General features: G+C 64.2%; 13 protein-coding genes. 12 read left to right on the top strand and 1 reads right to left on the bottom strand.

What is annotated here, in order from left to right; genetic code table 11:
- Positions 1–50: 50 nt before the first annotated feature.
- The 12 genes from Q0044_RS14800 (at position 51) to Q0044_RS14855 (ending at position 19,252) form a co-directional block, all read left to right on the top strand.
- Positions 51–2,228, top strand: a complete 2,178-nt coding sequence (locus tag Q0044_RS14800; RefSeq protein WP_298163231.1) for a nuclear transport factor 2 family protein — start codon at positions 51–53, stop codon at positions 2,226–2,228.
- A 113-nt stretch (positions 2,229–2,341) separates the two neighbouring features.
- Complete coding sequence (locus tag Q0044_RS14805; RefSeq protein WP_298163286.1) at positions 2,342–4,423, top strand: nuclear transport factor 2 family protein; 2,082 nt, start codon at positions 2,342–2,344, stop codon at positions 4,421–4,423.
- Between the two features lie 476 nt (positions 4,424–4,899).
- Positions 4,900–7,008: a nuclear transport factor 2 family protein gene (locus Q0044_RS14810; RefSeq protein WP_298163232.1), complete on the top strand. Its 2,109-nt coding sequence runs from the start codon at positions 4,900–4,902 to the stop codon at positions 7,006–7,008.
- A gap of 298 nt (positions 7,009–7,306) precedes the next feature.
- Positions 7,307–9,346 carry a TonB-dependent receptor plug domain-containing protein gene (locus Q0044_RS14815; protein WP_298163233.1) on the top strand — a complete coding sequence of 680 codons (2,040 nt, stop codon included), beginning with the start codon at positions 7,307–7,309 and terminating at the stop codon, positions 9,344–9,346.
- A gap of 44 nt (positions 9,347–9,390) precedes the next feature.
- The gene (locus Q0044_RS14820; RefSeq protein WP_298163234.1) at positions 9,391–9,894 is read left to right on the top strand and encodes a c-type cytochrome; all 504 of its coding nucleotides are present in this window, start codon (positions 9,391–9,393) and stop codon (positions 9,892–9,894) included.
- Positions 9,895–9,896: 2 nt separating this feature from the next.
- Entirely contained in the window at positions 9,897–10,613 is a 717-nt protein-coding gene (locus Q0044_RS14825) for a cytochrome b/b6 domain-containing protein (protein ID WP_298163235.1), read from the top strand.
- A 208-nt stretch (positions 10,614–10,821) separates the two neighbouring features.
- On the top strand, positions 10,822–11,355 hold the full coding sequence (locus Q0044_RS14830; protein ID WP_298163236.1) for an RNA polymerase sigma factor: 534 nt from the start codon (positions 10,822–10,824) through the stop codon (positions 11,353–11,355).
- A gap of 2 nt (positions 11,356–11,357) precedes the next feature.
- A complete protein-coding gene (locus tag Q0044_RS14835) occupies positions 11,358–12,374 on the top strand; it encodes a FecR family protein (protein WP_298163237.1) in 1,017 nt (338 codons plus the stop codon).
- A gap of 131 nt (positions 12,375–12,505) precedes the next feature.
- Positions 12,506–15,559 (top strand): TonB-dependent receptor, encoded by a 3,054-nt coding sequence (locus Q0044_RS14840; RefSeq protein WP_298163238.1) that lies wholly within the window; start codon positions 12,506–12,508, stop codon positions 15,557–15,559.
- Between the two features lie 80 nt (positions 15,560–15,639).
- Positions 15,640–17,112: a putative basic amino acid antiporter YfcC gene (gene yfcC, locus Q0044_RS14845; RefSeq protein ID WP_298163239.1), complete on the top strand. Its 1,473-nt coding sequence runs from the start codon at positions 15,640–15,642 to the stop codon at positions 17,110–17,112.
- Positions 17,112–18,380, top strand: a complete 1,269-nt coding sequence (locus Q0044_RS14850; protein ID WP_298163240.1) for a cyanophycinase — start codon at positions 17,112–17,114, stop codon at positions 18,378–18,380. The genes yfcC and Q0044_RS14850 overlap by 1 nt, the downstream gene beginning before the upstream one ends.
- On the top strand, positions 18,377–19,252 hold the full coding sequence (locus tag Q0044_RS14855; protein WP_298163241.1) for an isoaspartyl peptidase/L-asparaginase family protein: 876 nt from the start codon (positions 18,377–18,379) through the stop codon (positions 19,250–19,252). The genes Q0044_RS14850 and Q0044_RS14855 overlap by 4 nt, the downstream gene beginning before the upstream one ends.
- Positions 19,253–19,507: 255 nt before the next feature.
- On the opposite strand, the gene Q0044_RS14860 is transcribed toward Q0044_RS14855, so the two are convergent.
- Entirely contained in the window at positions 19,508–20,407 is a 900-nt protein-coding gene (locus Q0044_RS14860) for a LysR family transcriptional regulator (protein ID WP_298163242.1), read from the bottom strand.
- Positions 20,408–20,469 lie beyond the last annotated feature (62 nt).

The raw sequence follows: 20,469 nt of genomic DNA on the forward strand, positions 1-20,469 counted from the left end.
GCCTGCAGCCCGGCTGCAGGCGTCACCAACGTTTCTGCCTTGAGGGCCTCATGATCAGTTACAGAATCCCGCGCGCCCTCACCGCAGTTGTCATGGTGGGACTGGCCTCGGCCAGCCTGTCGATGCTGCCCGGGTCGGCGAGTGCCAATCCGGCGTTCGCCGTCGAGACAGTCGTCAATCCCGTCCAGGCTTCCGGCGAGGTCGCCGTGGTGGAGGCAGAGATCGAGCGGGCGGGTGCTCTTCGGGCGGCCAAGACGCTCCAGTACGCCTACGCCCAGTTCGGGGAGTATGGCCTCTGGAGCGAGATGGCGGCTCTGTTCAGCCTGGGCGGCGAGCTGGTGATCGGCGACCGGACGATTGCCGGTCCGGCCGCCATCGAGACCTACCTCCGTGACGAGATCGGACAGGGCCGGGATGGTCTGCCGGCAGGGTCCGTCAATACCCAGCTGATGATGGCCCCCGTTGTCACCCTGGCCGCCGATGGCGAAACCGCGAGAGGCCGTTGGCAGGAATTGACGCTTCGCGGCCGCATGGGCGGTTCGGCCGAATGGTCCGGAGGCATGCAGGTCAATGACTATGTGCGCGAGGACGGGGTCTGGAAAATCGCACGCATGAATGTGATCCCGCAGTTCGAGGGACCCTACGAAACAGGCTGGTTCAGCATCGGGGCCGAGATCCCCTTTGTTCCCTATCACTATACTTCGGAAGAGGCGGGCCGGCCGGTCTCGGCCCTGACGGCCGAGCAGCAGGAAGCTCTTCGCAGCGCCGGTGCGCAGACAGCCCTTCCTGATCTGGAGCGGCGGGTCGCGCGGATGAACGATGAGGATCAGGTTCGAAATCTGCAGAACATCTACGGCTACTACCAGGACCGGAAGATGTGGGATGACGCGACCGATCTTTTTGAATCGGACGCCGTGTTCGAGATCGCCGGCCTGGGCATCTACGAGGGCGTTGCCAGTATCCGCCGGGCGTTCGAATTGCAGGGTCCGCAGAATCTGCAACGCGGTCAGGTCAATGACCAGCTTCAACTCCATACCCTGATCACTGTCGCGCCCGGGGGCTCGGAAGCGGTCGCGCGTGGCCTTCAGTTCGGCATGCTGACGCCTGAGCTCGGCCAAGCCTACTGGTCGATCTCCACCTTCGAGAACCGCTTTGCCAAGGGGGCCGACGGCAAGTGGCGCATTCGCGAAATGCGGATCTATCCGCGGATGAAGACGGACTACTACCAGGGATGGCACCGTAGCTCGGTCGTTGAGCCCGTTCCGACGGGCGCCGGAGCGCCGGATCGGCCTTCGCCGGCAGACAGGTCGCCCCAGGTCACGAATGTGATCCCGGCCTTCTTCGATAATCCTGTCACCGGACGTCCTGTGACGATCCCGAACGGGTTCACAGTCGTCGGCGATCTCGCCCTTCGGGACCTGAGCGCCTCGCCTGCTTCCGGTGGGGCCGAGGCCGAACGGCTGGTCGACCTGCGCCAGCGTCTCGATGTGTCCGAGGCCTATGATGCCGTGGAGAACATTTCCTCCACCTTCGGCTACTACCTCGACGACTACCAGTGGCAGCGTTACGTCGAGAACTATTCGGTCGACGGCTGGCGGCGGAAGGCGAGTGGCTCGATCTATATCGGGCGCGATTCCATCTTCAAGGGCGAAGCCCTGTCCTATGGGCCCATGCCGACGACCCGTGACTGGATCCGGCTGCACACCCGGCTTCAGCCCGTGATCGACATCCAGCCGGATGCTCGATCCGCCTATATCCGCACGCGCATGTTCCTCTACTTCGCCAACACCCGTTCGCCCGGATCGTGGAACAGTGGCATGTATCCGAACGATTCCGCCGTCCTGGAGGACGGGATCTGGAAGATGAAGGTGGGTGGCTGGATCGACGAAACCTACTTCAACTCCAGAAGTTATGCGCTGGGATGGGCCAGGCCGGATGCGCCGCTCGACGTGCCTCAACAGGGCAGGGGGACCGGAGGCCGCCAGGCCGGCGGCCCGCCTGCTGATCAGTTGTCCTATCCGCCGGAGCTTCCTCCGGAAGGTCTTGGAGCACGCGGCTACGGGGTCGTTCGGGGCTATCCTGGCTTCGCATCCTGGCCGGATATCAAGCCGATGTGGTTCCATTATCTGAACCCTGTCACCGGTCGACGCCCGGAGTTCTTCTGCCCCGATGTAACGACCTGTATCGGCGAAGTACCTGAACAGCCGGAAGCAGTATCCGCTCCCTGAAATCTGACGGACAACCTCGGCGTCCAGATCATTTTTGTCTATTCGTTGCAAAGGTACGCCTTATGTGTGACTCGCGTTCAACTCCGAAAATCAGGATCGGGCGGTTGAGCCTCATGGCTCTTGTTTCGGGCAGCCTGCTGTTCGGCGGGATCACGTCTCTTCCGGCTCGAGCGGTTGCCCAGGAAGAAGGCGGGTTCGGAACGGGTCCGTTCCTTGCGAGCAGTCCTGTGGAACAGATCGCCCGGGATATCGAACGCGCCCAGTCTCTGCGCAGGGTCAAGGATCTCCAGTACACCTTCGCCCAGTACGGCGAGTACGGGTTGTGGGCTGACATGGCTTCCCTGTTTGCCAGCAACGCCGAGTACATTGATGGCGACACGACGATCCGGGGTCAGGAAGCCATCCGGGGTCACTTCCTGAGACAGTTCGGCGGTGGCCGAAACGGTCTGGTGGTCGGACAACTGCGCAACCAGATGTTCTACGCGCCGGTGGTCACCCTTTCCGTCGATGGTGGAAGTGCGACGGGTCGGTGGACTGAACTGACCATGACCGGGACGATGAACGGGCGTGCCGACTGGTCGGGCGGTATGCAGGTCAACGACTACGTCAAGGAAGACGGCGTCTGGAAGATCTCCCGCATGCGAGTGATCCCCCAATTCGCGGGACCCTATGAAACGGGCTGGTTCACTCCGACTGCAAACACACCCCTCGTCCCCTATCACTATACACCCGGTCTGGCCGGCCGGCCGGTTCCGATCGAATCCGGCGACGCTGACCGGACGCCGAGGAACATCCCGCTGGCAGATCTTGAACAGACTGTCGCGGCGATGAATGCGGAGGACCAGGTCCGAAATCTGCAGAACATCTACGGCTACTACCAGGACCGGAAGATGTGGGACGACGTGACAGATCTGTTCACGTCGGACGGCGTGCTCGAGATCGCGGGCGTGGGCGTTTACGACGGCGTCGCCGGCATCCGTCGCGCCCTCGAACGTGACGGACCTGCGGGCCTCCAGAGAGGCCAGATCAATGATCAGATCCAGCTACACACCGTCATCACGATCGATCCCAATGGTGTGGAGGCCCAGGGCCGAGGTCTCCAGCTCGGTATGCTGACGCCGGAGCTCGGCGTAGGCCAGTGGCAGGTCTCGACCTTCGTGAACCGCTATGTGCTGCAGGATGGCAAGTGGAGGATCCGCGAGATGCGCATCTATCCGAAGATGAAGGCCGACTACTATGAGGGCTGGCACAGAAGCTCGATTGTCGACCCGGTTCCCACAGGGGCGGCAGCCCCTGATCGGGCCTCTCCGGCATCCAACTCGCCGCAGTTGAGCCCGGTGATCCCGGCCTTCTTTACGAATCCGGTCACGCGTCAGGCGCCATCCTACCCGACCGGTTTTCGTATTGTAGGTGACGACAGACTGGTTCCCGGACCGGTTGTTCCGGCTGTCGTCGAGACGGCAAGGACTGAAGACCAGAGAGTGGCCGAGGCCCGACGTCGGCTGGACGTCTCCAAGGCCTATGACGCGGTCGAAAACATCTCATCGACGTTCGGCTACTATCTCGATGACTGGAAATGGGATGAGTTCGTCCAGAACATGGCTGTCGATGGCACCCGTCCCCAGGGCGCGGGCTTCTATGTCGGGCGCGAGCATCTGTACCGCGCCATGCTCGAGTCCCATCTCGCTCCGTGGTCCGAAAGCAATCCGCTGGACGGCATTCGCCTGCATCTGCGAATTCAGCCGGTCATCGACGTGACGCCGGATGCCCGTTCGGCGAAGATCCGGACGCGCATGTTCCTTTACTTCGCCAACTCCACCCGGGCCGGTGCCTGGAACAGCGGCATGTATCCCAACGACACAGCGGTGCTCGAAGAGGGCGTGTGGAAGATGAGGGTCGGGGGCGTGATCGACGAGACCTACTTCAATTCTTCCAGTTACGCGGAAGGCTGGGCCCGTTCCAGGCCTCGTGGAGCCGTTACGCCCGGGGCGCCTCGACAGGCCTCGCGCAACGGCAATCCGATCAGTTTTGCGCCCGATATCCCCTGGAGCCTCTACGCCGACTATCGGCGCAGGAACTTCAGCACGACCAACTACCCTGACATCAAGCCGATGTGGTTCGCATATCGCAATCCGATCAGTGGCCGTACGCCCGAATACTACTGTCCGGACATACTGACTTGCTTCGGCCCATAGTCCGGGTCCCCGTTTCAAACTGACTGGAGGCCGTTTCTGGCCTGATTTTTCAATCGGAGATTTAGAAGTTGTGGCGCGAGGCCTTCGAAAATCATCAAACCACTACGGGGCTCTCCAGAGGATGCGCTGACGGGAACGGGATCATCCGGGTATGGCGCCATGACCGCAAAACGGTTGCTGCCAGGGGTGCAGCAAGTCGGGTCGGGGACGGTGTTTCGCGACGTTGATTTCGATCGAAGGCCACCGCTTCGCCGTCGACCTCAACCGACAACGACGTGGCTGTCCTTCCAGTTCAGCCCGAACGGTCGAGACCCTGAGGATCAGATGAAGGCCGGTGATGTGGACGCCGGCCATGGACAAGATCCAGTGCGGACCAAACAGACTGGCAGCTGTTTTATTTAAATGAGCGAAGCGGACGAAAGACCGGTCGTCCAGTACTGATAGGATTTCTTATGAAGGCGACTATCAAAGATTTCATGCCTCTTGGCATTATGCTCGCCGGAGTCCTCATGCTTGCCGGGCAACTGGCGGTCCCCGCGCCGGCGTTCGCCCAGCGCATGAGTGCGCCGCGACAGGACGATCCTGTGGAGATGCTGGCGCGCGATGTGGAACGCGCCCGGTCGATACGGCAGGTCAAGGACCTGCAGTATTCCCTGACCCAGTATGCCCAATACGGCCTGATCGACGAAATCATGACGCTGTATTCGGACAGCGCGGTCATCGAGCAGGTCTACGAAGGCCGAACGATCCAGGGGCATGACGCTATCCGTCGCTACTGGACCGAAAGGCTCGGCGGGCAGAACGGTCTGGGACCCCAGCAACTGTTCCACCAGATGTTCATGTCACCAACCGTCACGCTCAATTACGACGGCCGGGGCGCCTCCGGTCGTTGGACCGAACTGACGATGCGGGGGCGCTGGAACGGCCGCAATCCGGCGGCGGACTGGTCCGGCGGGATGCAGGTCAACGACTATGTTCGCGAGAACGGCGTCTGGAAGATCTCGCGCGTCCGCGATTATCACCAGCTCGAAGGATCCTATTACGACGGCTTCTTCGCAGCCCATCCGGAACTGCCGTTGGTGCCCTACCACTTCTCGCCCCTGCAGGTCGGACGCCCTGTTCCCACCGAGCCTGGCGACGCTGATCGGACCTTGCGCGGCCTCTCGCTGGAGCAGATCGAGGCACAGATCGACACCATGAATGCGGAAGATGAGATCCGCAGCCTGCAGAACATGTACGGCTATTACGTCGATCAGAAGATGTGGGATGATGTAACGGACCTGTTCGCCGCAGATGGCGCGATGGAGATCGCGGGCGTCGGGATCTATGTCGGGTCGGCAAGCATCCGTCGCGGCCTCGAAAGGGATGGCCTGCAGGGCCTTCAGCGCGGGCAGATCAACGACAACATCCAGCTCCACACGGTCGTTGAGGTCGATCCCAACGGCTACGAGGCCCGTGTCCGGGGCACACAGCTCGGTATGGTGACGCCCGAACTGGGCCGGGCCTTCTGGTCCGTGTCCACCTTCGTGAACCGGTATGTGAAAGGTGCCGACGGCAAATGGCGCATCCGGGAAATGCGACTCTTCCCGGACGTAAAGGCCGACTATTATCAAGGCTGGCATCTCAGCCAGGTCGTGGACACGGCCCCGTCGGGTCCTCTTGCCCCGGACCGGGCTTCCGGCGCTGATCAGTCTCCGCAGGTCAGTGCGGTCATGCCGGTCTTCCTCAGGAACCCCGTCAATGGCAGGGACGTCGGCTATCCGGGAGGCTTCTCGGGGGTCGGTGCCGACCGCCTGTTACCCGCGCCGGCCGCCCTGGCAATCCCGGCCCGGGACGGTGCGCAGGCACCGCGAATTGCCGAAGCACGCCGCAAGCTGAATGTGGCCAAGGCCTATGATGCGATCGAAAACCTGTCCGGGGCCTTCGGCGATTATCTCGACGACTGGCTGTGGGACGAGTTCTCGGCGATCATGGCAGAAGACGGGACACGTCCGCAGGGCAGCGGTTTCCATGTCGGCCGGAACAACGTCTACAATGCCATGACGGAGTCGCATCGCGCCCCGCCCTCGGCGACCAACCCTCGCGACAATGTCCGCCCGCACAAACGCATCCAGCCGGTCATCCAGGTCACGCCCGACGGCCGCCGCGCCACTCTGCGGACGCGACTGTTCCTGTATTTCGCGAACGACGTGCGAGCGGGCGCATTCAACGGCGGCATGTATCCGAACGAGACGCTCGTGCTCGAGGACGGCGTCTGGAAATACGAGGTCGGCGGCGTGATCGACCAGACCTACATCGGATCGACCAGCTATGAAGACGGATGGGCGCGTCGTGGCCTCGATCTGCCGGCAACCCCGCCGCATCGTGACCTGGGACGCGGTAATGATGAGGGCGAGGAGAGCCGGTATTACAACAGCGACATCACCAGACCGGCTGACATCCCCTGGTCGCTGTTCTCCTATCGTCGGGGCGGGAATGCGCGGTTCCCCGATGTGAAGCCCATGTGGTTCGCGTATCGAAATCCGATCAGCGGACGCACTCCGACCTACTACTGCCCGCACATCCTCACCTGTTTCGGGCCCTGATGTCTGACGGAAGCCACCATAGGAGAGCGGCGGACCTCACGATTGATCCGCAGCCAACCCGGGTTCGGCGGGACAGGCCGGGCAAGGCGCGGCCAGCTCCGCACCCTGCAACGCCCTCACCGCCGTCCTGCTGCGGCCGGGCCTGCAGAGGCAAGGGCTCCTCGCGATGAGTCACCGGCGGCCATTGCTCCGTGAGGCGCACCCGGCTCTCCAGAGGCGCGCACAAGACGAAGACGAGATGTTGATGACGTCCACGATCATGCCTTCGACGCGACCGTCTGGACCGGCACGATGGCCCATGCCCGTTCTGGCGGTGATCATGCTTGCCGTGCCCGAGTCTGTCCTTGCCCACAGCGAACAGGCTTCGTCGCCCCCGGCGACGGCAGAAGGCGTATCGGGGGTGATGAGTTACGAGGCCGGCTTCTTTGCGAACGCCAGCCCCACCACCGCCCTGGACATGATCGCCCGTGTGCCCGGCTTCACCATGATCGAGACGGAAGAGGATGTCCGTGGTCTGTCTGGAGCCACAGGGAATGTTCTGATCGATGGCCAGCTTCCTGCGGCCAAATCGGTCAGCCTGAGGAACTTCCTGCAGCGGATCCCGGCGGACACAGTTGAGCGTATTGACCTGATCCGCGGCGGAGCCCCCGGCATCGACATGCAGGGCCAGGCCGTCGTCGTGAATGTGATCCGCATTGGCGGCGCCTACTCCACCGCCGCGATGCAGGCTTCTGCCAAGGTCTATCCAGACGCCAGCGTCGGGACCCAGGTCCGTTTCGAGGCGGGGCGGAACTGGGATGATTTCTCGTTGCAGGGCGCGTTGTCGACACGCGAGGAACGCATCCAGTCCGACGGAGGCGAAGGCCCCTTCAGTCTGCGCCGACCCGGCGGCGAAATCTTCGAGGACGGCGATTTCCTTGCGGACAACTGGAACCACGAGATCGAAGGCAGCCTCTCGGGCGAGTTGACCCGTGGGCCCGGAACGCTTCGCGTCAATGCAGCCCTGTCTCTGGGAAAGACTGAGCGCAATGAGAGCTACGAGACCATCAGCACGACTGCCGGGCCGATCCGGGAGGTCGCGGAAAGCGATTTCGAGAGCGACGGGGGCGAAATCAGCGCAGCCTACCAGCGCCGATTGAGCGACCTCTGGCTGTCTGAAGTTCTTCTGGTCCAGACCTATGAACGGGATGTCGAAGTGTCGGGTGTTTCTGGCCGACGGGCCCCCGAGAACAACAATGAGGTCGCCGTCGCAAGCGAAACTATCGGACGTGCCACGGCGGTCTTTGAGCCCTCGGACACGTTCAGGCTGGAGCTCACCGCAGAGGGAGCCTTCAACAGTCTTGATGTTGAGTCCGCCCGTACCTCAGGCGGCTTGCCCGTCGTCCTGCCGGTCGCCAACGTCCTGATCGAGGAAAGCCGCGCCGAGGGGGCTGCGCTGGCCAGCTGGTCTCCGCGAGATGGCTTTGATCTCGAACTTTCCGGCCGCTTCGAGACCTCAACGATATCGCTGACCGGCGATGCCGAGCAGGAAAAGTCGCTTTCCTTCTTCAAGCCCCGCTTGCTTGCGAGTTGGCAGGTGAGGCCAGACACCCAGCTCAGGTTCAGACTGGAGCGCGAGGTCGGTCAGTTGAACTTCGAGGATTTTGCAGCGTCCTCGGATGTCAGCGAGGGCGTCGTCAGCGCAGGCAACCCTGATCTTGAGCCTGAAGTGGCGGACGTCGTCGAGTTCACGATCGAACAGCGGTTCTGGGATCGGGGCGCTCTGGTCCTGACGCTGCGTCATGATGAAGTCGGCGACGTTGTCGACCTGATCCCGATCAACCGCCTTTTCGATGCGCCGGGCAACATCGGCGACGGTACCCGGGACGCCGTCACGGTCAGCCTGACCGTACCACTGGAGAGGTTGGGCCTTTCGGGTGGCCTGCTCCGGTTCAATGGGACCCGGCGGTGGTCGTCAGTCACCGATCCCGTCACGGGCGAGGATCGCCGCATTTCGCGAGAACGGCCCTTTGAAGGGACGTTCCTGCTGTCGCGGGACGTGCCGGCCTGGAACTCAAGCTTCTTCCTCGAAGGGGATCTGCCCTACAGCGAGACCTCCTATCGGCTTCGGCAGGTGCAACGCCTGGACCAGAGCGGGTGGTGGAAAGTCTACTGGGAGTGGCGCGCGAGGCCGGATCTGGCCTTTCGCTTCCAGATCGACAACTTCACCTCGCGCGAGCGGACCCGTACCCGCACCCTCTTTACCGGGCCTCGCGACAAAGCCGACGTCAGCGCCATCGAGAGCCGCAGCGCCACGTTCGATCCCTTCTTCTTCATGCGCCTTCGCAAGACCTTCTGAGGCTATCCCCTCCGCAATTCAGCGGACCAAAAACGGAGACCACGGTGACTCTCTCAAAGAAACTTCCTGACGTTGTGGCCAGTCTGGCACTGGTGATCGGCCTCGCGGCCTGTTCCCAGCAAGCGCCCGAGAGCGACAAGGCGGCCGCGGGCACTGACGTTGCCGCGCCGTCACCGGTCGCCGCCCGCCAGGCTGAGTTCAAGCGGATTGGCGCGGCGAACAAGGCGATCGGTGACCAGCTCAAGGAGCCCGCCCCATCGGCCGAGATCGTTCGGACCAATGCGGCGATCATCGCCCGCCTCGCGCCCCAGGTCCCGAGCTGGTTCCCGGCCGGATCGGGCGCGGTAGCGGGCGAAGAAACAGAGGCGCTCCCGGCCATCTGGGAACGCAACGAGGAGTTCGCCCTTCGGGCCGCAGATTTCGCGAGGGCCGCCGACGCACTTGAAGCGGCGGCGTCTGCCGGAGACGCCGCCCAGATCAGGGCGGCGTCTCAAGCGCTCGGCCAGACCTGCAAGTCTTGCCATACCGTGTTCCGCGCCAAGAAGTGACAATGGAGGTCGCGGGAAGCGGGCAGGGCGACGGGCGACCGGGGTCACGGCGGATCAAGCTGTGGGATTGGCCGGTCCGGATTGCTCACTGGTCCTTTGTGATCCTGCTGCCGGCGCTCTGGTGGACATCTGAAAACGACCAGATGTCCCTGCACAGGTGGCTTGGCTACGGGATGCTCGGACTCATCGTGTTCCGCCTTTACTGGGGGTTCGCGGGGAGTTCGCCGGCGCGGTTCGCCGGTTTCCTGAAAGGACCCGGGACCGTGGCAGCCTATGTCCGCGCCCTGTTCGCCAGCAAGGCTGTATCGGGCGCGGGTCACAGTCCGTTGGGCGCCCTGAGTGTCGTCGCCCTGCTGGGTTTGCTTCTCGCCCAGATCATACTGGGCCTGTTCGCTCAGGATGTGGACGGTCTGGAGGCGGGTCCGCTGGCGCGGCACGTCTCCTACGGTGTCGCAGAGGCTGCGCGGGACTGGCATGGCGTTGTCTTTGACGCCCTCTTGTGGCTCGTGGGCCTGCATCTTGCTGCGGTCACATTCTATCTTCTCGTGAAGCGGGACAATCTGATCGGACCGATGTTCACGGGCTGGAAGAAGGTGTCGGCGGAGACGCAGGATCCTCAGTTCGCGCCCTTCTGGCGGCTGATTTCGGGAATTCTCCTCGGGTGTGCTACGGCAGGGTGGGTTTCGCTGGGTGCGCCTCTTCCCGGCTGGGTCAGCTAGCCAGAGGGTGCTGGCACGACCGCGCCGCAAGCGCACTCGCGGCGCCAATTCGCGGAAGGGCGCTTGGGCGCGAAGCGGCCTCACGCCCTGGGAGTCCATCGCCCAAATCTGGTCGTCAGAACCACAACGGTTCATCGATCAACCCGATCGACCAGATGCCGGGACTGAACACCTAGGGCGCTGGGACTGATGGTGATACTGAGCACCCATGGACGGGGACCGGACCCACCGTATTGGAAAGAACCACACGCAGCCCCTCGCCGGGCTCGCAGCGCAGCATTTCGCTCCACTTGTGCGGTTCTTCAGGCGTCGCGGATATACCGCCGATGCTGCCGAGGATGGCGCCCAGGAAGTCTTCGCGCGCATGCTTGGCCTTGAAGATCACGCCCGCATCGAAAACCCTGAAGCCTATCTGTTTCGAGTGGCCAGCACGGTTGTTACGGATCGCGCCCGTCGTGACGGTGTTAGACAACTGTCGCGGCACCAAAGCGTAGACGATCTTTCGATCGCCGGTGAGGAACCCTCGCCAGAGCGCGTCTTGTCCGACAGGCAGCAACTGGAACGCCTGCGTGTCGTCCTGGATGAAATGCCGGCGCGTCGCAGGGAGATACTGATGCTCAGTCGAATGGACGGACTGAGCTACAGCCAGTTGGCGGCCCGCTATGGAGTGACCGTGAGCGCGATCGAGAAACAGATGATGAAGGCGATCGCCCACCTGCATCGCCGCATGGGGGAGCGATGACGATGCGCGACCGTCTTCGGCTGATCACGACGCCCGAAATCGCAGAAACGCCGCGCGATGCTGCGGGCTGGTTGGCACGGCTCTTGTCGGACCAGCACACGCCGGATGATGTCGCTGCATTCGAGCGGTGGTCGCTGGAGCACCCTGAAGGGCGCGCCGACTATGAGCGGATGGCGGACCTGACCGCGATGCTGTCGGCGGCGGCCGGAAATCCCAAGTCAAGGGCCGTGCTACGCAGCAGTCGCCCGGCACAGGTTCTCGGGCGGCGCAGCACCATCGCGATCATCGTGGCGTTGGCCGCCAGCGTATTCGCCGCTTTCATCACCCCGACCCTGCTGGACCGCCCGGCTGTCTATGAGACACGCGTGGGAGAGATGCGGCGCGTGGAGTTGAAGGACGGATCGGTGATCACGCTGAACGTCGGCTCACGGCTCCGGGTGCGGATGGAGGAGAGCGAACGGGTGTTGTGGCTCGACCACGGCGAGGCCCGGTTCGAGGTGGCCCACGACGCGTCCAGGCCCTTCCGTGTCTTCTCGGACGATCGTGAAGTTCGGGCACTGGGAACTGTTTTCGACGTTCGTCGCACGGATGGCAACTTCAGGGTTGTCCTGGAAACCGGGTCCGTGGGGCTCTTCCCGGCCGATCGCCGTCGCCTTCGACCCGTGGCCGAGACGGGGCAGCCTGTCACGGTTCTGGCCCCCGGTCAGATGGCCGAGGCTTCTGCCGACGGCACGGGTCTGGACGTTGAGACGGCAGATCTCGAAGTTACAGGAGCCTGGCGGGATCACCGTCTGGTGCTGGATGACCGCCCCCTCGGCGAGGCGGTGGCGGAGATCAATCGCTACAACGCGCGCGTGATCGTGGTGGACGATCCGGTTCTGGCTGCCATGCCGATCAGTGGCGTGTTCCGGACCGATGAGCCCGATGCCTTCGCCCAGGCCGTTGTCATGGTCCTGCCGGCCCGGGTCGCGGCGCGTGATGGAGAAATGGTCAGGCTGGAACGCCGTCCTAAAGGCTGAACCGCTGGTCCGAGATGAATTCGCCATCGGCCCGTCACATTTTCTTCGGGCAGGGGGTGAGCGCCAGGCTTCACCTTGCGTCGAACAGGGTGAGAGCGCCTGGGGCGCGCGATCTTTCCGGGGGATGACCAATGATTCAATCCAATACGCACGGCCTGAAGCTCGCCCTTATGTTGGGCGTCGCTTCGGCCACACTGTTCACGACCGCAGGGCACGCCGAACCTGCCAGGGCTCAGGAAACCGCGCGGCCGATCACGGTGCCGGCGGGCGCCCTCGACGATGCACTCCGTCGCTTTGCACTCGTCACCGGCCGGGATGTCCTGTTCTCCAGCCAGACCACGTCCGGCCTTCGCAGCGGCGGCGTCTCGGGCGCAACGTCCCAGGGTCAGGCCCTGGACGCCATCCTCGAGGGCAGCGGCCTTGGATGGTCGCAAACCACATCGGGAGCCTATGCGATTTCGGTGAGCGGGGCCTCAGACCAACCCGACACGTCTCAACTGGATACCGTCACCGTGACGGGCTCCCGCATCCGCGGCCTTCCAACTGACGGACCGGTCCAGGCCCGCACCATCACGGCCCAGGACATCCGCGAATCCGGCGCGACCCAGATCATCGACGTCCTGCGTGATCTGCCCGCCACCTCGGGCGGGTCAGGGACCTTCTCGACCTCGACCTCGGGTCCGCTCTCGTCCAACACGCCGGTCGGGGCAGCCGGTGTCTCGCTGCGTGGGTTGGGGACCAGCGCGACCTTGACGCTGATCAACAGTCGCCGGGCCTCCATCGCTTCGTTCGCGCGAGGCCAGGAATCCTTCATCGACGCCAACTCCATACCGCTGGCGGCCATCGAGCGGGTGGATGTGCTGCCGAACGGCGCCTCCGCGCTTTACGGCGCCGACGCCGTCGCGGGTGTGGTCAACTACATTCTCAAGGACGATTATCAGGGTGCCGAGGTATCGGTGTCCTATGGCGACTCGACCGCCGGCACCGACGAAGGACGGCTGGATGTCAGCGCCGTAGCCGGGACGACGGTTGGCAACCATTCCTTTATGGTTGTGGCGAACTGGTATCGTCGGAACGCACTCTACGATCGCGACCGCGCCTATACGGCCGACAGTTTCCGGCCCAGCCAGCAGGGCTTCTATCCCAGCTTCAACGACCTGTTCGCGATGTTCAACGACCAGACCGAGTCGCCTGCGAATGGCGGTTGTCCGGCATCCGATTTCCGGACCGGCAATCTCGGCGAGTACTGTCAAGTCGACACCAACGACTTCACAGCCACCGACGAGCAATTCGAAAGCCGGGGTGCCCTGTTTACCCACAAGGCCCGGCTTGGGAACAACACCGAATGGTTCAACGAGCTTCTTTACCAGGAAACCGATTCCAGCGGAACGAGCTCGCCGTCCAACTTTTCGCGGGCGCCGATCGACCCTGAGAACCCGAACTTCCCGGCCAGTTTCCGCGAGGATCTGCGCAGGGAGGCGGGCTTCTCGAACTTCTCCGGCTTCAACCGCTTTCCAATCTTCGCCTGGGGCAAGCTGCTGGATCCTCGCGCCGTCGAGGTCGAGAGCCAGAGCCTGCGCTTCGTTTCGGGTCTGAACCATCAGTTCGAGAACGGCTGGACGGTCGAGGGGGCGCTGACGCTCGGCGGCAACGACCGGACACAGACCGGCACGTCCGGCCTGGTCCGATCCGCCGCCTTCTATGACGCCAATCTCGGTAACATCTGTACTGACGGCAGCCGTGTTCGGCGCTGGACCGTGGATCTGACGCGCCCCTCGGCCCGCTATGTCGGCAACACCTGCGAGGCCGCGGGCAAGACGACGCTCTGGTACAACCCCTTTGGCGGTCAGCGGAACCAGGCGGCGGGTCTCGCAAGCATTCTGGAGACGACGGCGAAACGCGAGGGCGAGTCGCGTCTGTGGGCCCTCGACGTGTCAGGCGACGGCGATCTGTTCACCTTGAACGGTCGCACCATCAAGGCCGCCTTCGGAGCCGAGTACCGGCATGAAGAACTCTCCGATACGCCCTCGGGCGAAGCGGTCGCCACGTCCACCAATCCCGAGCCGATCCTGGGCTTCAGCTCCACTTCGGCCTTTGGCGAGCGCGATCAATGGGCGGTGTTCGGCGAGCTCTATGTGCCACTGACCAACACCCTGGAGGTCCAACTGGCAGGGCGGTTCGACGAGTACGATGACTTCGGATCGGACTTCAATCCGAAGGTGGCGGTGCGCTGGCAACCGGTCGGACCGCTGATCCTGCGTGGCAACTGGTCGACGTCGTTCCGGGCGCCTTCTCTGGCGCAAAGCGGTGCAGGCGTGCTTTTGTCCAGCTACCGCGTCAACTGTCGCATCACGCCCGGAGCCTGCAATGGCTCGGCGACCGCCACGGGTCAGGCGCTGCTGTCGGAAGACGTCGGCAATCCCGATCTGGAGGCCGAAAATGCCGAGACCTATGGTTTCGGCGGGTTGGTCAAGCCGACCGAAGACATCGCGATCGGCCTGGACTACTGGGACATCCGTCACGAAAGCCTGGTCGGTCTGGACCGCGACGACTTCATTCGGCGAGCCCTCGCCGGCGAGTTCCCGGTGGTCGGTCAGGGCCTTCTGCCGACCGGTACGCCGGGCCTGGAGCGCTCGGCGACCGGATTTGTCACGGATGCTCATTTCCAGCTGTCGAACCTGGGCTTCCAGCATACGCGCGGCCTGGACTTCACCTACACTCAGCATATCGACGATACGGCCTGGGGCGACTTTACCGCCCTGGTCGACGCCAGCTATCTGATCGCCTTCGACCGTCAGGCCTCGGTCGGTTCTTCCGTCATCGACGAGGCGGGCGAGTATCAGTACCCACAACTGGTCGCGACGGCCAAACTGCGCTGGCGGAACGGCGACTGGCGCGCCACCGGACAGGTCAACTACACTTCCGACTACCGCGACGATCCCGACCCCCGCACCTTGACCGCGGTCGGCCTTCCGACCACGGCCATCGTGAATGTCGACGCATGGACCACGGTCGACATCAGCCTGAGCCGCGATTTTGGTGAAAGCACCTATGTCCAGCTGAACATCCGGAACCTCTTCGACGAGGACGCGCCGCGTGTCCTGGGCAGCGGGGCGAATGTGGATCACATCAACCACGACACCCTCGGTCGCTTCGTCACCGTCAGGGCGACCCGGCGGTTCTAAGGCGTGGGCGGGGCGGCTGATCGCCGTCCCGCCGGCCCTGACCCTGTACCACTATGACAGTTCCCCATTCCGACACGGCCGTGCAGGCCAAGGCGCAGGGCCCCGACACCCTCCTGATCCTTCTTGCCGTCGCAATCCTGGCATTCGCGGCCAGTTGGCTGGCGCCCAAGGGCGTATTCGAGCTTGCGGGCGTCGTCGGCGCGGGCGGGCGTCCTGCGATCGATCCAACCTCGTTCCACATCGTTCCGGCATCGGAGGGGGGCGGGGCGCCGTTCTTCGGGTCGGGAGGAGAGGTCGGGTTTCTGAACTTCCTTTTCGAAGGTCTGGTGAGCGGCGACCGCAACGCCGCGACCGTTGGGCTGATGGCCTTCTTGCTGATCGTCGGCGGCTCCTTCGGTGTGGTCATGCGGACGGGGGCGGTCGAACGTGGCCTGCGAATCCTGATGACCTGGGGAGGAGCGGGGGGCGGTTGGTTGATCCCGGTGTTGTTCGCAATCTTTGCACTGGGTGGCGCCGTCTTCGGGATGGGCGAGGAGGCGATCGTCTTTGTGCTGATCCTGTCGCCGGCCTTGATCCGGGCTGGCTACGACAGCCTTACGGCCGTGCTCGTGACCTATGTCGCCACCCAGGTCGGGTTCGCCACCTCCTGGATGAACCCCTTCGGTCTGGTCATCGCGCAAGGGATTGCCGGCGTCCCGATCCTGTCGGGCATGGCGCTCAGGCTTGCCATGTTTGCGGCCTTCACCGGGCTGGCAGCGCTGGCGACCTGGCGCTACGCCCGGCAGATAAAGGCCCGGCCCCAAAGGTCGCTGACCTATCGGATTGACGAGGCGGTCCGGGCGCGTTCCGCCGAAACCGTGATCGAAGTCCGCAGGTTGGGGACCGGTGACATCGCGATCCTCATCCTGCTTGCAGCAACGATCGCCTGGATCGCGTGGGGCGTCGTCGCCGAGGGCTATTACCTGGCCGAGATCGCTGGTCAGTTCCTCGCACTCGGTCTGGCGGCTGGAGTTCTGGCCCTGGCGTTTCGACTTCCCGATGTCGATGCCAATGGCCTGGCCGGCGCGTTCCGCGAGGGGGCCGTGCAGATGGCGCCGGCAGTGATCGTCGTGGCCATCGCCAAGGGTATAGTCCTGCTTCTGGGAGGAGACGACCCGACCCGACCGAGCGTACTGAACACCCTGCTGGACCTGGTCGGAAGCTGGGCATCGCATCTGCCGGACTGGGGCGCCGCGCTCAGCATGCTGGGCCTGCAGAGCGTGCTGAATCTGTTCATCGCGTCTGGTTCGGGACAGGCGGCGCTGACAATGCCCTTGATGGCCCCGCTTGCCGACCTGACCGGTGTCACACGGCAGACGTCAGTCCTGGCGTTTCAACTCGGGGATGGCCTGACCAACATTGTCTGCCCTGCTTCGGCGGCGCTCATGGGATCCTTGGCGGCGGCGCGCATCGACTGGGCGACCTGGCTCAGGTTCATCTGGAAGCCGACTTTGGCGCTGCTGGGTCTGGCTGTGGCCTTCGTCGTTGTCGCAACGCTGACGGGATATCGCTGATGACGCGCCGAGGGCATTTCCTCAATGCCGTCCTCGGAGGGCTTGTCGGGCTGCTTGTCGCGGCCCCCGCGATCGCCGAGCCTGGGCGTCTGGTGATTGTCGGCGGTGCGCTCGACGCGAGGAACGCCGAGATCTGGGGGGCCTTTCTGGACGGGCTGCCTGATCCGGCGACCGACCGTATCGCCATCGTCGCGGCGGCATCGGGTGAGCCTGTCGCGTCTTTTGAGTCGGCCCGCGCGGCGCTGGCGCTCCACGGCGTTTCCCCTGACCGCGTCGTCCTCGTTCGGGCCGCCGTTATTGATGATCCGGCCACGTCCGAGGACGAGAGTCTCTGGGCCGATGGAGGCGCTGATCCAGCGGCGGTCGCGATCGCTGAGGGGGCGGGCGGGATCTGGTTCACGGGTGGCGATCAGGCAAGGACCGCACGGGTGCTGTTTGATACGGCGGGATTGCCGACGCCGCTTCTGGTCGCTCTGCGTCGCCGCCTGGCGGAGGGCGCCGTCATCGGTGGCTCCAGCGCCGGAGCCGCAATCCAGAGCGCCACCATGATCCTGCGCGGCGACGGCCTGATCGCTCTGACCCGGCCGATGAAATCCCCCGGCGCCGACGCGGACATGGAAGACGGCCGGCTGATCCTGGGCCAGGGTGCGGGCTTCTTCACCGACGGGATCGTCGATCAGCATTTCGACCGACAGGCGCGGCTCGGTCGATTGTCCCGGGCCGTGATCGAAAGTCCGGTGGACCGGTTCGGCTACGGTATCGATGAGAACACGGCGCTGGTCGTCGAGACGGCCACCCGTACCGCAACCGTCAGGGGTGCCGGCACCGTGACGATGATCGACGACGTCGAGGCGTCTCAACCTGCAGACCCCGACTTTGCGGTCACAGGCCTGCGCCTGTCCGTCGCGTCATCCGGCGACCGGATCGACCTGGCCAGCGGTGACGTCATCTCTGCCGCCGGTCGTCAGGGCGATCCCATGGACGACCCGGTTCCTACTCCCGGCGACGGCGCCGGGGTCGGCCCCGCCTATCCGGCCCGGCCGCTGATCGATCTGCTGGATATGGGCCTGATTGAGACCAATCTAACCGTCCTTGACAGGGTCAGCCTCGGTGACGCGGGTGCGGCTGTCCGTTTTCGCTTTGAGACAACGGACCGCACCTCGGCGATGCGTAGGCTTGGCTCCGGGCCCGGTCCGGGCCTGACACTGCGTGACCTGCGGCTGTCGATCATGCCGGTGATCGTCACAGTGGAGGATGTCCGGCCGTGAGCGCACCCTGGTCGCTGGTTATCCATGGCGGTGCGGGAGTTCAGGCCGGCCGCTCCTATCTCCGGGCGGAAGCCTGTATGTCCGGGATTGTCGAGCGGGGGGCCGGTGATCTCGCCGCTGGTGCTCCGGCGCTCGACGTGGTCCAGGCGATGGTCGAGGCGCTGGAGGCCTCCGGCCTGTTCGTCGCCGGCCGGGGGTCCGCTCCCAATGCGCTCGGCGATGTCGAACTGGATGCCTCGATCATGGATGGGTCGGACGGACGCGCCGGCGCGGTATCGGCGATCCGTGGTTTTGCCAGCCCGGTCGTTGTGGCGCGACGGATTATGGATGCGTCTCCCCATGTGATGCTGACCGGAGCCGGGGCCGAGCGGTTCGCAAGGGAACAGGGCTGCGAACCGGTCAGCGATCTCGCGACATGGCTGACGCGACCGGACGGTTTCGATCCTGCGGACCTTGACGAGGGTCACGGCACTGTCGGTGCGGTCGCGCTGGATCAGAAGGGCCGATTGGCCGCCGCGACCTCGACCGGCGGAATCTATGGCAAGCGGCCCGGCCGGGTGGGCGATACACCCCTGATCGGCGCGGGCACATGGGCCGATGATCGCGTGGCGGTATCCTGCACCGGCCTGGGCGAAGCGTTCATTCGTGCCGCCGCTGCCCACGACCTGTCTGCCCGCATGCGTTACGGCGGTGCGCAACTGGCCGACGCGGGCGCTCAGGTGTTGGAGTCTGTCGCGCGGCTGGGGGGCGACGGCGGCCTGATCGCCGTCGATCGCGAGGGCGCCATCGCCAAGCCCTTCGATACGGATGGAATGAAATGCGCCTGGCGGACGAGCACGGGTATGCAGGGCGTGCAATCCTGGCGGGGTTGAAGGAATCGGTGGGCAATCGAGCGGGTCGAGCCGTTTCGCGGAATTTCGCTTGGGCGCAAAGCGGTCAGGTGAGGGAAGGTCCGTTACTGAACTCATGGCGGTTGTTCATGAAGTCCGAACCAAGGCGCGGATATCCATAGGCGGCGGCACGTCGCTCATGATCATTTACTGACCTTAAGGGCCGTCGCCGCCAGGAGCGGTATCTCGGCGCACATATGGCGGCTCGGGGCAGGGGCGAGTTCCGCCGAAAAAGGGTCATAACTCAGAGGCTGACGCTCTCAGCGCCTCAATGAACTGTTGCGTCAGCGGGCCCGGACGGCCGCCTCGGCGCAGCTTGTATCCGATGCGGCGTCCGCCGGCCCCCTGCAAGGTGATCACGCGGAAAGGTTGAGGTGGTTGGGTCAACTGGGCGCGAGACACCAGGGTGATGCGCGACGTGTGAGTGACGAGACTTTCGAGCAAGGGCAGGGCGTTCACGAGAATGCAGTCCCTCGGCCAGGCGACTCCCGCCGTCATGAACAGAGCTTCGACGTGGCGCCGATAGGTGCTCCCTTCCCGCGGCAAGGCCCAGGGCGCGTCCGCCAGTTGACCGAGCGACAGGGATTTCGCGTCGTAAAACGGGCTGGCCGGGCCGGCGGCCAACCAGAAAGGGTCGTCGAACAGAACGGCCTCGACGACATCATCCGTCCCGCCGAGCATCTCGTCGACGGGGCCGACGATGATGTCGATCTTCCCGGACCTCAGCATCGGCACCAGCCGGCCGTCCAGACCATCGACAATCTCGAGATCCAGCGGCGTCCGGCCGTTGTCCAGAAGTCGGAGCGCATTGGGCAGAAGGCTTGCCAGCACGCTGGGCGTGGCGCCGATTCTCAGGGGGCCCGATATGCCCATGGCGTGACTGCGGACCTCGGCCTCTGCGTCTGAAAGCAGCGATTGCACGCCCTCGGCGCGACGGACTAGGATCTCGCCGAAGGCCGTCAGGGTTGATCCGCGACGACTTCTTTCCAGCACCTGCACGCCCAGCCTTTGCTCAAGCAGGGCGATGCTGTTCGACAGGGCGGGCTGGGACATGCCCTTTTCCGCCGCTGCGCGGGTGAAGGAGCCATGGCGGGCGATCGCGAGCAGGTTGGCGATCTGGGACGCTTCGACAGCCATAAGGAAAACGACCCACTACCCCAATTTCGATCATTTGACGGAGGGTGTCGGCGACTGTCAAC

It is taken from the genome of Brevundimonas sp. (assembly GCF_027484365.1).
Lineage (GTDB): Bacteria > Pseudomonadota > Alphaproteobacteria > Caulobacterales > Caulobacteraceae > Brevundimonas.